Origin of the sequence: Aeromicrobium alkaliterrae (genome assembly GCF_039529015.1) — a bacterium.
Taxonomy (GTDB): Bacteria; Actinomycetota; Actinomycetes; order Propionibacteriales; family Nocardioidaceae; genus Aeromicrobium; species Aeromicrobium alkaliterrae.
The window spans coordinates 296,250-309,224 of sequence record NZ_BAAAME010000005.1 but is presented as its reverse complement, the minus strand read 5'-3'; the positions used below and the strand labels follow the sequence as shown (position 1 = coordinate 309,224).

The 12,975-nt window shown below is 70.6% G+C and carries 14 protein-coding genes; 9 read left to right on the top strand and 5 right to left on the bottom strand.

Features of this window, described 5'->3' with window-relative positions; all coding sequences use genetic code 11:
- Positions 1-163: 163 nt before the first annotated feature.
- Positions 164-1,096 (bottom strand): DMT family transporter, encoded by a 933-nt coding sequence (locus ABD127_RS15570; protein WP_344203161.1) that lies wholly within the window; start codon positions 1,094-1,096, stop codon positions 164-166.
- A gap of 72 nt (positions 1,097-1,168) precedes the next feature.
- On the opposite strand from ABD127_RS15570, the gene ABD127_RS15565 reads away from it, so the two are divergent.
- From ABD127_RS15565 to ABD127_RS15545, 5 genes are all read left to right on the top strand, one after another.
- On the top strand, positions 1,169-2,101 hold the full coding sequence (locus ABD127_RS15565) for a LysR family transcriptional regulator (RefSeq protein ID WP_344203159.1): 933 nt from the start codon (positions 1,169-1,171) through the stop codon (positions 2,099-2,101).
- A 60-nt stretch (positions 2,102-2,161) separates the two neighbouring features.
- Positions 2,162-2,827: a TetR/AcrR family transcriptional regulator gene (locus ABD127_RS15560; RefSeq protein WP_344203158.1), complete on the top strand. Its 666-nt coding sequence runs from the start codon at positions 2,162-2,164 to the stop codon at positions 2,825-2,827.
- A 202-nt stretch (positions 2,828-3,029) separates the two neighbouring features.
- Positions 3,030-3,935, top strand: a complete 906-nt coding sequence (locus ABD127_RS15555; protein ID WP_425545837.1) for an NADP-dependent oxidoreductase — start codon at positions 3,030-3,032, stop codon at positions 3,933-3,935.
- A gap of 45 nt (positions 3,936-3,980) precedes the next feature.
- Positions 3,981-4,907, top strand: coding sequence for an NmrA family NAD(P)-binding protein (locus ABD127_RS15550; protein WP_344203154.1), 927 nt, complete (start codon positions 3,981-3,983; stop codon positions 4,905-4,907).
- Positions 4,908-4,968: 61 nt separating this feature from the next.
- On the top strand, positions 4,969-5,172 hold the full coding sequence (locus ABD127_RS15545; RefSeq protein WP_344203152.1) for a hypervirulence associated TUDOR domain-containing protein: 204 nt from the start codon (positions 4,969-4,971) through the stop codon (positions 5,170-5,172).
- Positions 5,173-5,185: 13 nt separating this feature from the next.
- Here ABD127_RS15545 and ABD127_RS15540 read toward each other — a convergent pair whose 3' ends face one another.
- The gene (locus ABD127_RS15540) at positions 5,186-6,091 is read right to left on the bottom strand and encodes a helix-turn-helix transcriptional regulator (protein WP_344203150.1); all 906 of its coding nucleotides are present in this window, start codon (positions 6,089-6,091) and stop codon (positions 5,186-5,188) included.
- A 148-nt stretch (positions 6,092-6,239) separates the two neighbouring features.
- Here ABD127_RS15540 and ABD127_RS15535 point away from each other — a divergent pair, with 148 nt between their 5' ends.
- Positions 6,240-7,082, top strand: coding sequence for an SDR family oxidoreductase (locus ABD127_RS15535; protein ID WP_344203148.1), 843 nt, complete (start codon positions 6,240-6,242; stop codon positions 7,080-7,082).
- A 67-nt stretch (positions 7,083-7,149) separates the two neighbouring features.
- Here the strand turns inward: ABD127_RS15535 and ABD127_RS15530 are convergent, their stop codons facing one another.
- From ABD127_RS15530 to ABD127_RS15520, 3 genes are all read right to left on the bottom strand, one after another.
- Positions 7,150-7,593, bottom strand: coding sequence for a YybH family protein (locus tag ABD127_RS15530; RefSeq protein WP_344203146.1), 444 nt, complete (start codon positions 7,591-7,593; stop codon positions 7,150-7,152).
- A gap of 233 nt (positions 7,594-7,826) precedes the next feature.
- The gene (locus ABD127_RS15525; RefSeq protein ID WP_229054666.1) at positions 7,827-8,189 is read right to left on the bottom strand and encodes a DUF1801 domain-containing protein; all 363 of its coding nucleotides are present in this window, start codon (positions 8,187-8,189) and stop codon (positions 7,827-7,829) included.
- A gap of 210 nt (positions 8,190-8,399) precedes the next feature.
- Positions 8,400-8,912 (bottom strand): flavin reductase family protein, encoded by a 513-nt coding sequence (locus ABD127_RS15520; RefSeq protein ID WP_344203143.1) that lies wholly within the window; start codon positions 8,910-8,912, stop codon positions 8,400-8,402.
- 253 nt (positions 8,913-9,165) lie between these two features.
- Here ABD127_RS15520 and ABD127_RS15515 point away from each other — a divergent pair, with 253 nt between their 5' ends.
- From ABD127_RS15515 to ABD127_RS15505, 3 genes are all read left to right on the top strand, one after another.
- Complete coding sequence (locus ABD127_RS15515; protein ID WP_344203141.1) at positions 9,166-10,374, top strand: LLM class flavin-dependent oxidoreductase; 1,209 nt, start codon at positions 9,166-9,168, stop codon at positions 10,372-10,374.
- Positions 10,371-11,543 carry an acyl-CoA dehydrogenase family protein gene (locus tag ABD127_RS15510; RefSeq protein WP_344203139.1) on the top strand — a complete coding sequence of 391 codons (1,173 nt, stop codon included), beginning with the start codon at positions 10,371-10,373 and terminating at the stop codon, positions 11,541-11,543. Before ABD127_RS15515 ends, ABD127_RS15510 begins: the two co-directional genes overlap by 4 nt.
- A gap of 44 nt (positions 11,544-11,587) precedes the next feature.
- A partial coding sequence (locus ABD127_RS15505) for an ABC transporter substrate-binding protein (RefSeq protein ID WP_344203137.1) occupies positions 11,588-12,975 on the top strand: 1,388 nt, incomplete at its 3' end.

The window sequence follows — 12,975 nt, the reverse complement described above, 5'->3', positions numbered from 1 at the left end:
GACCATGAATTGCCGTGATTGGCCGTGATGGGCAGTGATGAGAATCGCTGCAATTCCAGCGAAACGGACCGTGACGAACTGGCCGAAATTGGCGCTGGCGCGGTTGGAAAGCGGGTTGAGTGAAAGCTCTCAGGGGTTGCCGGTGAACTCCCGTCACGTGGTCTCAGTTGGCCCGAGACGTGGCTCGATGGGGCGTGCTGCGTGGCGATGCCGGCCGCCGACGGCTGTCGCCCAGGGTCACGATGGCGACGCCTGCGATGACGACGAGACCTCCGACGAGCTCGGAGCGGAGCGGGACCTCGCCGAGCCAGACGTAGGCGATCGCGATCGCGACGGCGGGGACGAGGTAGAGCAACGACGTCGAGGTGATGACGGGCAGGCGGGCGACGGCGTAGCCCCACATCACGAACCCGAGGGCCGAGGGGATCACGCCGAGGTAGATCGCCGCCCACCACGCGTCGGCCGAGGCGTGCCCGAGGTCGTCGAGCGCCCAGCCCGACAGCGGAAGGGTCATGAGGACCCCGGCGACCATCCCGTAGGTGGCGACCTCGACGCCGGAGTAACGGACGAGCAACGGCTTCGTCAGGGGGTGGTAGATCCCCTGCACGACACCCGCGGCGATCACGATCAGCACGGCGGACGACACGCTGACGTCGGAGCGCGCCGTCGAGACCAGCACGACCCCGGCGATCGCGACGGTGCTGCCGAGGACCTTGGTGGCCGTCAGGCGCTCACCGAAGACCCCGGCGGCGATCGCGACGCTGACCAGCGGGGCCGCCGAGACGATGATGCTCGCCGTGCCGGCCGGCACGTGGACCTCGCCCCAGTTCAGCAGGACCTGGTAGGCCGCCATGCCGAAGAACCCGCACGCCAGGACCAGGGGCAGGTCTCGTCGGGCCGGCACGTGGATCCGGCCGAACGGGGCGCGCGCGAGCAGCGCGACAGCGGCGACCCCTAGCCGTACGAGCGACAGCCCGACGACGCCGAGCTCCGGGACGGCCACGCGGATCGCCGGGAAGGCGCTGGCCCACGAGACGACCACCACGACGCCTGCGGCGACGGTCAGGAGCGAGATCGGGTGGCGTGTCGAGGTCATGCGTCTAGCGTGGCCGTCCAGAAGGCAAAGGTCTATTTACTTTTTCTTGCTTCATCACTCATGATTGGTGATGTGTTGGACGCCCGAAAGCTCAGGATGCTGGCCGAGCTCGACGACCTGGGGACGATCGCGGCCGTGGCGGAGCGGCTGCAGCAGACGGCTCCGGGCATCTCGATGCAGCTCAGTGCCCTGGAGCGCGACGTGGGGATGAAGCTGACCGAGAAGCACGGCCGGACCGTCCGGCTCACGCCGGCGGGTCGTCTGCTCGCCCGGCACGGACGTGACCTCGTCGAGCAGCTCGTGCTGGCCGAGATGGAGGCGCGAAGCCTGCGAGAAGGTGCCGCCGGCACCTACCGCGTGGCGGCCTTTCCCACGGCGGCGCGACACCTCGTCGCCGGCGTGTGGGCGCGTCTGCTCGACGACACCGAGCACGGGCTCCGGATCGAGCTCCTCGAGCTCGAGGTCGAGGACGCGGTCCCTGCTCTGCGTCGCGGCGACGTCGACCTCGCTGTCGCCCACACGTACTCGACGATGGAGCCGACCGACCCGCGCGGCCTGGCGCTCCAGCCCCTGATGGCCGAGCCCGTGCACCTCGCGGTGCCGGACGCCAGCGACCTGTCCGGTCCGGTCGACCTGAGCGCGCTCGCCACCGAGTCGTGGCTCGTGCCCCACCGCGAGCGAAGCTGCCACGACATGGTGCGTCGAGCCTGCGGCGCGGCCGGATTCGTGCCACGGATCGTGGCCGAGGCGACGGACTTCTCGGTGCTGCTGCAGCTCGTCGCCGTCGGAGCCGGCCTCGCCCTGGTGCCACAGCTCGCTGCGACCCCACTACCGGCAGGCGTGCGCCTTCTCCCCCTGAGCATTCCCGTGGAGCGTCGCGTGTACCTGGCGACACGCGAGAGCTCGGCTGCGGACGCGGGTCTGCGCCGCATCGCCGAGCTGTTCCTCGACGCCGCCGAGCTCCCCGGCGTGTCACTCTCCGCGGAGGGGGAGAGGCAGGGGTGAGCTCGCGGTCGAGGCGTTCGACCTACGGTCGGACGACGCCTGTTGGGTAATCTCGACCTGATGAACGCCGAGACCCCCGCGCACGTGCGCCAGCGCCCTGCCGGGTCGGTGGGCAGGTCTCGCGACGCTGGGCGCGACCAGCTGATCCTCGACGCCGTGCTCGACCTGCTGAGCGAGCAGGGTCCGGGCGGGCTGACCATGGAGGCCGTCGCCGCGCGAGCGGGCGTGGGGAAGTCCACGGTCTATCGCCGCTGGAGCCACATGAACGACCTCCTCGCCGATGTGGTCGACACCATCACCTTCCCCACCGGCCCCCGAACCCCGACCGGAAGCCTGCGGGACGACCTCGTCGAGGGCCTCATCGGGGCCTCGGGCTGCATGGACGCGCGGCGTCAGCAGGTCATCAGCGCTCTGCTCAACAGCGGGCGGCATGATGCCGAGCTGGTCGACGCCCTGCGGGGGCGCTTCATCGAGGCGATCGCACGGGCCATCGCGATGGCGGTCACCGCTGCCGACCTCGTGGACGCCGGTGACGTGGTGGCATCGCGGACCACTGCGGGGGGCGAGCTGCCGTGGCCGTTCACCGAGATGGATCTCGCAACCGTCATCGGACTCCTGACGAGCCTGCCGCACGTCACCGGTCGTCCTCTCAGTCGGGGCGACTTCGATCGGATCGTCGACGACGTCCTGCTACCGCTGCTGGGCAGCCGCGCTCCCCAGGAGTAGCAGGCGCATCCGGCCGCGCGCTCACATCGCACGGCGGAGTGTGACAAACGAGACTGCATCGTATCGAGACGGAACCGTATCGTTTCTGTTACGGTCGAGGAGATCTCGAGGCATGCCTGCGTCGGGGTGAGCGACGAGTGCAGGACGACGAGGTGGCGTAGTGAAGGCCGTAGGTTTTACCGAGCACGGCGGCCGTGAGGTCATGAGGGTCCTGGAGCTTCCCGAACCTCATGCGGGGCCGGGGCAGGTCCGGATCGAGGTGGTCGCGTCTCCCGTGCACCCGGCCGACGCGAACATTCGCTCCGGCCTCTCGGCCAAGTACGACCCCGAGGGCAATCCGCCCTCGGACGTGTACGTCGTGGGGTGGGAGGCGGCCGGGACGATCGACGAGGTCGGTGAGGGTGTTCGTCCGGACCTGACCGTCGGCGCCGAGGTGCTGGCGATCACCGAGCCGAAGCTGGACCTTGGTGGGCAGGCGCAGTACGTGGTGGTGCCTGCCGAGCAGGTGGTTCGCGCTCCGAAGGGGGTCGACCTGACGTCGGCTTCGACCCTGCTGATGGCGTCCTTGACTGCGCTGATGGGTGTGGAGGCGCTGGGTCTGGCGTCCGGGTCGACCGTGGCGGTGACCGGCGCGGCCGGCGGGATCGGTGGGTACGCCATCGGGCTGGCCAAGGCGGCCGGCCTGACCGTCATCGCCGATGCTGCCGACCGGGACCGTGAGCTGGTCGCGAGCCTGGGAGCCGACCACGTGCTTCCCCGCGGGGACGGGTTCCCCGACGCGGTCCGTGAGCTGCGTCCCGAGGGTGCCGACGGCGTCATCGACGCCGGCTCGGTGGGCGAGGCGGTGGCTGCCGCGGTGCGCGACGGCGGAGTGATCTCGACGTTCAAGGGATTCACCGGCGGCACCGACCGGGGCGTGAGCTGGTTCCCGGTCTACGTCTTCGACCGGGTCCAGGACACCGCGGCCCTGACGCAGTTGCGCGACCTCGCCGAGTCCGGTGCCCTCCAGCTCCGTGTCGCGGGGACCTACCCGCTCGAGCAGGTCGCCGAGGCGCACCGGCTCGTCGAGGAGGGCGGCCTGCGAGGCCGGCCCGTGCTCGAGTTCTGAGCGCCCCAGCTTTCCGAACACGATCAACCACCATGAGGAACTGACATGAGCAACAACATCAAGAAGGTGCTGGTCACCGGCGCCACCGGCATGCAGGGCGGTGCCGTCGTCCAGGCGCTGCTGCGCGGCGGTCACTCCGTCACCGGGTTCGTCCGCAATCCCGAGGCGCCGGCGGCCCGAGCGCTCGCCGAACAGGGCGTTGCCCTCGCCGTCGGGAACCTGGAAGATCTCGCCTCCCTGGAGGCTGCCAGTGAGGGACACGACGCAGTGTTCTCCGTGCAGCTATTCGGAGCCGACATGGCCGACCTGGGCTCGGAGGAGCGTCAGGCCCGCAACATCGCCACCGCGGCCAGGCGCGCTGGCGTCCGCCAGATCGTCCACACGTCGGTCTCGGGAACGGGCTGGAAGGCCAGATTCCCGCACTACGAGCAGGGTGAGCTGCTGGCGACGTACTGGACCCAGAAGGAGGCCGCGGAGGCGGCGGTCCGGGAGGCGGGCGTCGATCGCTGGACCATCCTCAAGCCCGCCTACTACATGGACAACCTCCTCCCGGGCCACCGCGAAGACATGCACCCGGACCTGCACCAGGCTTCCGGCGGCACGCTGACGGCGTCGACCATCCCGCAGACCGGGATCGCGCTCATCAACGCGAACGACTTCGGAGCCGCCGTCGCCGCCGCCGTGGCCGACCCCGACACCTTCCACGAGGCAGAGATCGAGCTCGCCGGCGACGTGGCGACCTACACCGAGATGGCAGCAGCCATCTCGGCGGTCGCCAACCGCACGATCACGGTCGTCCACGCGCCGCCACACGAGTTCGAGCTGGTCCGCGGCGCGGCTCACGAAGGTCGAACCCTGGACGACCTCGTCGGCTACCCCGCCCGCCGCCACCACGCAGCCCGCTACGGCCTGACCACCACCACCCTCCAGCAGTGGGCGGCGCAACAGGACTGGCGTCTCCCGAAGGCTTGACGGCAACACCTCGTCCACGTTCGACGCGCGCAGCCAGCGGGAGGCTGGGACAGTCGTCGGCATGACGATCAGCAAGGGTGACCGCGTCTCGTGGGGTACCTCGCAGGGGCGCACGCAGGGCAAGGCCCTCGAGAAGCGCACCTCGACGTTCCAGCACGACAAGCAGAAGTTCAACGCGAGTGACGACGATCCGTACTGGATCGTCGAGAGCGAGAAGACGGGCGCCTCGGCAGCGCACAAGGAGTCCTCGCTCAGGAAGATCTGAGCGCCTGACGGCGTCAGGATCCGCCGGAACTGGTGCGATCCCGAAGCGCGCCGAGCGGTGCCAGCTGCGCGGTGGCCGCCCAGCTCGCGAGGAGCTGGAGTCCTTCGGCCGAGGTCGAGCCGGGCTCGGCAGAGAAGACGAGCATCTGCAGACCCGGTTCGGAGGCCAGGGGCATCGCCTCGAAGTCGAGGTCGAGGTCGCCGACGACGGGGTGACGGACACGCTTGAGGCCGGTCTGGTGCACGCGGACGTCGTGGGACCCCCAGAGCCTGGCGAAGAGATCGCTGCGGGTGGACAGCTCGCCGACGAGGTCGCCGAGGGTGCGGTCGTACGGCGATCGTCCGGCCTCGGCGCGCAGCAGCGCGACGACCTGGCGGGCGTTGCCGTCCCAGTCGGCGTAGAACTCCTGGGCCCGCGGGTCGAGGAAGATGAACCGGGCGGCGTTCGTCGGTGCGGTCGGGTCGTCGAACATCGCCGAGAACAGGGCGCGGCCGAGCTGGTTGGTGGCGATGGCGTCGAGCCGCCCGTTCTGGACGAAGACCGGCACCGTCGACATCGCGTCGATCATCTGCTGAACGCGCGGTCGGACCTGGAGCCGCCGCGCGGGCTGTCGCCTGCGGGACGGGTGGGTGCCGGCGTTCGCGGCCCGCACGAGGTCGTCGAGGTAGGTCCGCTCAGCCTGGTCGAGCTGCAGCGCACGGGCGACTCCGTCGAGCACGGACTCCGAGACGCCCTTGGCGTTGCCGCGCTCGAGGCGCTTGTAGTACTCCGGGCTCACGCCGGCGAGGATCGCGACCTCCTCACGCCGCAGGCCGGGGACGCGCCGGCGTCCGCCGAAGTCGGGCAGCTCGACGTCGCTGATCGACAGCTTCGCGCGACGCGACATGAGGAACTCGCGGATCTCCTCGTTGCTGTCCATGTCGTCCACGGTACGACCCGGTCGCGTCGCTAGCCGGTCCCTGCCGGTACCCCTCACGACAGGGACTGTCTCGGATCGGTCGAGCGTCCTTGACTGGTGGAACCGATCACCACCACCGGCCGTGAACGGTCGGACAGAAGGAGCAGTCATGACGAACACCCAGGTCTGGTTCATCACCGGAGCCAGCCGCGGCATGGGCATCGACATCGCCCGGGCGGCACTCGCTGGCGGTCACCACGTCGTCGCCACCGGCCGCGACCCCCAGAAGGTCGAGGACGCCGTCGGCGCCCACGAGAACCTCCTGACCGTCGCGCTCGACGTCACCGACCCCGAGGCGGCCGAGCACGCTGCCCGGGCCGCAGTCGATCGCTTCGGTCGCATCGACGTGCTGATCAACAACGCCGGCAACTTCTACGCCGGCTACTTCGAGAACATCAGTCCCGCCCAGCTCCGCGCCCAGATGGAGACCAACTTCTTCGGTCCGCTCAACGTGACTCGCGAGGTCCTGCCCGTGATGCGCGCCCAGCGCTCCGGCCAGGTCATCACCATCACCTCCGCGGCCGGGCTCATGGGCCAGGAGTTCTGTGCCGCCTATGCGCCGTCGAAGTTCGCCCTCGAGGGATGGATGGAGTCGCTGCACTACGACCTCGCCCCGTTCGGGATCAGCACGATGGCGGTCGAGCCAGGCTTCTTCCGCACCGAGCTCCTCGTCGAGGGCGCCTCGACGATCTGGCCCGAGCTGGAGATCGAGGACTACGCGACTCGCACCGAGCAGACCATCAAGGCGTGGTCCGGCATGAACGGCCAGCAGGTCGGCGACCCGGCCAAGCTCGCCGGCGCACTCGTCACGCTGTCGGACTCCGGCGATCTCCCCCGACGTTTCGTCGCCGGCAGCGACGTCATGGCCGGCGTCGAGCAGAATCTCGCCACCATCCAGGGCCAGATCGACGCGCACCGGGAGCTGTCGGCCTCCCTCGCCCTCGATGCGTGAGCGAGCTGACGTCAGGTCGAGACGATGACGGGCTCAGCGCTGCGACTCGGTGGAGGTGCGTCGGCGTTCAGGCGGATTCCGGTGCGGCGTCGATGATGCCCTGGCCGGTCTCGGGGTCGAAGGGCACGGACTCGTGCTGGTGGACAATCTTCCAGGTGGCGTCGACGCGGCGGCAGACGAGCGTGGTTCGTACCCACATGTCGACCTCACCTCCGGCCGTGAGGGTGCCGGTCACGTGGTAGCGGAAGGCGCAGTACCCGAGGGTGCTGTCGGCATCGACCTCGAGCTCGTGCACCTCGTACCCCGGCCCGACGGAGTACGAGTCCACCCAGGCGGTGAGTGCTTCAGCCACAGCGGAGGTGCCGCGGGTTCTCGCGGGTGGGAGGACGGGGAAGCTCAGCACCTGGGTGTCGTGCGCGTTGATGAGCGTTGATGCGTCCCCGGCTCCCACCGCCCGCACCCGGTCGGCGATGAACTGGCGCAGCTCGTCCCGGAGCGACTCGGTCGTCATGCCTCCAGTCTCACCCCTCGTCGGAGCACTGCCACTCGAAGGCGAGGCGACAGCCATGAGCACCTGGGCGAGGTCTTCGCCCAGATGATGCCTTCGGGCACCATCGAGGGCGAGACGCTCGGCCACGCCAGCGACAAGCACCTCGCGATGATGGATGGCACGCCCGTGCGCTTCTCCAAGCCGTTCCGCTCGCTCTCGGCAGCTCGTGGCCGAGGTCCGGCCAGCAGGTCCCGTCAGGAGAACGCCGTGCGCACCAGGCCGGCGATCTTCGCGAGCGTGGCGTCATCAATGGAGTCGAGGAACCAGGCTGACGGCTTGAGCGTGGTGTCGGGCTCCTGCTCGACGGCGGCCTTCTCCGAGATGCCGAACGACATCACGCCGTCGTCGAGGCGGAAGAACACCAGGACGGGCGTGCTGCGCCCCGCGGCATAGCCGGGCATCCCGTACCAGATGCGCGGCTTCACCTTCGGTCCCGCCGCGAGGATCGTCTCGTGCAGCTGGGTGCCGATCGACCTGAACGGCTCGGGCCATGCGGCGATCTTGTCCTGGACCGCCGTCAGGTCGGCGGTCGCCTTGTCGGGCTTCGTCGTGGACACGATGTCCCACCTCTTCTCTCGCGCCGCGTGCGCGGCATGGTGATCACAACCCGCCCGTGGATCGGGGCCGGGTTGCGCAATCTCCATCGCAGACGTGTCCTGGCCGGGGCCAGTCCTCTCCGCGAACGTGTCAGACGAGCACTTCGTCATCGACTGCGCGAGGGCACAGAGTGCCGGGGCCGACGATACCAAGCCCGCGACCTCGCTCGGTCAGAACGTGGAGTGCGAGCCGAAGCTGCGCTGCCAGTAGGTCAGGGGTCGGTGCGTGCCGGCCGCGGCCGACATCACGCGACCCAGGACGACGACGTGGTCGCCCGCCGGCACCAGCCGCTCGACCTCGACGGCCACCCAGGCGTGCACGTCCGCCAGGGCGGGAGCCCCGTCGAGGACGAACCAGTCGAGGTCGCCGAACCGGTCGACGCCGCGCTGGGCGAAGCGCAGCGCGAGCTGGTCGTGAGCGGCCGACAGGACGTTGACGCCCAGGGTGCGGCCCACGGCGGCGTGGCGCAGCAGGGACGACCCGACGTCGAGGCTGACCAGGAGCATCGGCGGCTCCATCGACAGCGAGCAGAAGGCGCTGACGGTGGTGCCGTGCGGCACGCCGTCGTCGAGCGCCGTCACGACGGCCACGGGAGAGGCGACGTTCGCCATGGCGCCACGGAACGCCGTGCGCAGGCCGGCGTCCGAGGTGGCCGGGGCAGGGGTGGGTGCAGTGGCGGTCACTCGGTCCACAGTGCGGGTCGGGCGCCGCGGGCGTCCATCAGCAATTCGCGATGAGTGTGGTTTTGCTATCCCGATGAGTCGCTGCGCGAGCCCGCTGTCAACCGCCCCTGACCTGCGAAGACGCGGGATCGAGCGGCACGTTCGTGGTCGCCGAGGCGTGGACACCGTGTCCGGATCGTGAGACCGGCGACGGATGTGCCCCGCCAGCGCCGACGGTTCAGGGGTCCGCAGAGCCGAAAGGACCACGCTCCTCATGACCGTCACCGACGCCCCCGCTGCCCTCCCCGCCACCGCTGCCCGCACGGCCGAGTTCATCAGCCTCACTCACCTGAACCCGTCGACCGAGCTGCAGCACCAGGCCAGCCGCGGCATCGACCTGCCGTACTTCCGCCGGTACGTCCGCAGCCTCGAGGACGGCGGCTACGACTACACGCTGCTCCCGTACGCGTCGGTCTCCGCCGACCCCTACGTGCTGGGCGGCGCTGTGGCGGCACTCACCGAGAACGTGAAGCCGATCATCGCGGTGCGCCCGAACCTGGGACACCCCCTCGTCGCGGCCCAGAAGCTCGCGACGCTCGACCAGGTCAGCGAGGGCCGCGCGGTCGTGCACATCATCTCCGGCGGCAGCGACGCCGAGCAGGCGCGGCACGGCGACTACCTGAGCAAGGACGAGCGCTACGCGCGGACCGAGGAGTTCATCAGCCTCCTGCGTCGCGGCTGGCACGACACCGAGCCGTTCAGCCACGACGGCACGTACTACAAGATCGACGACTTCGGTCCGGGCTTCCGTCCGTACGGCGACACCATCCCGGTCTCGATCGGCGGCTCGTCGGACGCCGCGTTCGAGGTGGGCGGTCGCCAGGCCGACATCTTCAGCTTCTGGGGCGAGCCGCTGGCCGACATCGCCGCACAGATCGAGCGCATCCACGCGCTCGCCGACGCCGCGGGGCGTCCGCGCCAGCGCATCTGGGTGACGTTCCGTCCAATCATCGCCGAGACCGACGAGCTCGCGTGGCAGAAGGCGTACCGCTACGCCGACCGCCTCGCCGCCAACACCCAGGCCGGCAAGGCCGCGATCCAGCGCTTCCTCGGCCAGGAGTCGCCGCAGAACGTGGGCGCGCAGCGCGCCCTGGAGTTCGCGAGCCGCGCCGACGTGTACGACCGGGCGCTCTGGACCCGGACGGCCGCCGCGACCGGCGGCACGGGCGCCTCCACCGCCCTCGTGGGCAGCCCCGAGACCGTCGCGGCCGCGATCCTCGACTACGTCGACCTCGGCGCCGACCTGGTCTCGATCCGCGGCTACGACACGCTCAACGACGCGATCGACTACGGCCGCTACGTCATCCCCCTGGTCAAGCAGGAGCTGGCGCACCGCGAGCAGACGGGCCAGCGCGGCACGCTCCAGGCCGACCACCTCGGCGCGTACGGCGCGGACTTCCCGCAGGTCGCGGGGATCGCGTGACCGCGACCGCGGAGGTGGTCATCCCGACCCCCGACGTCTCCGACGACGCCCTCGCGACGGTGACGGCAGCGCTCGCCGAGCACGCCGAGCGCCACGACCGCACGGGCGAGGTGCCGTGGGACGGCCTGCGCATCGTGCACGAGGCCGGACTGCTGACGGCCACCGTCGGGGCCGCGCACGGCGGACCCGCGCTCGGCCTGGTCGACACCGCACGGGTGCTGGTGGCTCTCGGGGAGGGCGACCCGTCGGTCGCCCTCATCGTCGCCAACACCCTGCACACGCACGCCGGCCAGGCGGCCGCACCGCACTGGCCGGAGGACCTCTACGCCGACCTGCTGCGCCGCGGCCTCGAGGGGCCGGCACCCGTCAACGCGATCCGGGCCGAGCCCGAGCTGGGTGCCCCGGCGCGCGGCGGCCTGCCCGCCACGACGCTGACGGCCACGGCCGACGGCTGGACGCTGTCGGGACGCAAGTCCTACGCCACGGGTGGCGAGGCCCTGGCGTACCACGTCGTGTGGGCGGTGACCGACGAGCCGGAGCCCCGCGTGGGCCACGTGCTGGTGCCCGGTGACGCGTCTGGCATCACCTGGATCGAGACGTGGGACCACCTCGGCCTGCGCGCCTCGAACACGCACGACGTCGTGTACGACCAGACCCCGGTTCGCGCCGACGCCTTCGTCGAGATCCCCCGCGGGGACGACGGCGTGTACCGCGACCCGGCGGCCACGCCCGGGATCCAGTCGTTCTGGCACCCGGCGCTCTACGTCGGCGCCGCCCGCGCCTCGCGGTCGGCCTTCGTGGCCTACGCCCGCGACCGGGTGCCGACCGCCCTCGGCGCGCCCATCGCCACCACCGAGCGCATCCAGGCCGTGGCCGGCGAGATCGAGACCCAGGTCGCCCAGGCCGAGGCACTCCTGTTCGGCACGCTCGCGCGCGCCGAGGCCGGCGACCTCAGCGCGCTCACGCCGCAGCTCGGCGTGCTCAAGGGCGCGATCGCCCGCGCGGTCGTCGCCGCCGCGAGCACCGCCGTCGAGGCGCTGGGCAACCCGGGCCTCTCGCGCCACCACTCCCTCGAGCGCCACCTGCGCGACGTGCTCTGCGTGCGGGTGCACCCGCCGCAGCTCGACGCCGCCCAGATCGCGGCCGGCCGCCGCGTCCTCGGCGTCTGACCCGACCATCACCACCCCCACCCCCACCCCCAGAAAGATCGATCATGACCCGCTTCCGACGCCTCGCGGTAACCCTCGCGTCCGCCACCCTCGCCTCGCTGGCCCTCACGGCCTGCGGCGGCGGTTCCGACGACGCCGGACCCGCCGGTGACCCCGTCCCGGGCGGCACCCTGAAGGTGGCCTTCTGGCCCGACAACGTGGCCTTCGCGTGCGTCGACCCGTTCCAGGTCTACTGGATCGAGCACCGCACCGTGATCCGCAACCTCGCGGACTCGCTGACCGACCAGGACCCCGAGACCGGCGAGATCACGCCGTGGCTCGCGGAGAGCTGGGAGGTCGCTCCCGACGGCCTGTCGTACACCTTCAACCTCAAGGACGGCGTGACGTTCAGCGACGGCACGCCCGTCGACGCCGAGGCCGTCAAGGCCAACGTCGAGGGCTGGCTGGCGACGGTCCAGGCCACCAACGGCACCGCGTTCGGCGCCAGCTACGTGCTGGGCCTCAACGGCGCCGAGGTCGTCGACCCGCTCACGGTCAAGCTCACCTTCGACCAGCCGAACAGCTCGTTCCTGCAGGCCACCTCGACGACCAACCTCGCGCTGATCTCGCCGGCCTCGTTCCAGAACACGCCGGCCGACCGCTGCCTCGGCGACTTCGTCGCCTCGGGGGCGTTCACGCTCGACTCCTACCAGCCGGGCGAGCTGCTGAAGATCGTCAAGCGCGACGACTACGCCTGGGGCTCGGAGCTCGCCGAGAACACCGAGGCGCCGTACCTCGACGCCGTCGAGTTCAGCTACGTCGCCGAGGACAGCGTGCGCACGGGCAACCTCACGAGCGGCGCGGTCGACATCGCGTGGCCCCGCAACCCCTTCACGGTCGAGGACCGGGCGCTGATCGAGAGCGCCGGGGCCACGATCGAGTCGCGGTCGCTGCCCGGTGTCTCGCAGACCTACTTCGCGAACGTGAGCGAGGGGCGGCCGCTGGCCGACAAGGCGGTGCGCGACGCGCTCCACCAGGCCATCGACATCGAGACGTACGCCGCGACCATCTACGGCGACGACTACCCCCTGGTCGAGGGCGGCTACGACACCACGACGCCGTACTTCAAGAGCCAGGCCGACAAGCTCGAGTACGACCCGGAGGCGGCCGAGAAGATCCTCGATGACGCGGGCTGGGAGGTCGGCGACGACGGCTACCGCTACAAGGACGGCCAGAAGCTGACCCTCCTGGACCTGGTCACCAACACCTCGCCGGGTGAGGAGCTGGTCCAGGACCAGCTGAAGCAGGTCGGCATCGAGCTGGTCATCGACGTGACGCCCAACGCCGAGCGCGCGGCCAAGATCTCCGGTGGCAACTACGACCTGGTCGCGAACTACTTCACGCGGGCCGATCCCGGTGCGCTGCAGTTCATCCTCGATCCGGACCTGGCCAA

Coding starts and splice junctions, on each gene's coding strand:
- ABD127_RS15570 (WP_344203161.1), bottom strand. CDS start 1,096: ATGACCTCGACACGCCACCCGATCTCGCTCCTGACCGTCGCCGCAGGC.
- ABD127_RS15560 (WP_344203158.1), top strand. CDS start 2,162: ATGAACGCCGAGACCCCCGCGCACGTGCGCCAGCGCCCTGCCGGGTCG.
- ABD127_RS15555 (WP_425545837.1), top strand. CDS start 3,030: ATGAGGGTCCTGGAGCTTCCCGAACCTCATGCGGGGCCGGGGCAGGTC.
- ABD127_RS15550 (WP_344203154.1), top strand. CDS start 3,981: ATGAGCAACAACATCAAGAAGGTGCTGGTCACCGGCGCCACCGGCATG.
- ABD127_RS15545 (WP_344203152.1), top strand. CDS start 4,969: ATGACGATCAGCAAGGGTGACCGCGTCTCGTGGGGTACCTCGCAGGGG.
- ABD127_RS15540 (WP_344203150.1), bottom strand. CDS start 6,091: ATGGACAGCAACGAGGAGATCCGCGAGTTCCTCATGTCGCGTCGCGCG.
- ABD127_RS15535 (WP_344203148.1), top strand. CDS start 6,240: ATGACGAACACCCAGGTCTGGTTCATCACCGGAGCCAGCCGCGGCATG.
- ABD127_RS15530 (WP_344203146.1), bottom strand. CDS start 7,593: ATGACGACCGAGTCGCTCCGGGACGAGCTGCGCCAGTTCATCGCCGAC.
- ABD127_RS15515 (WP_344203141.1), top strand. CDS start 9,166: ATGACCGTCACCGACGCCCCCGCTGCCCTCCCCGCCACCGCTGCCCGC.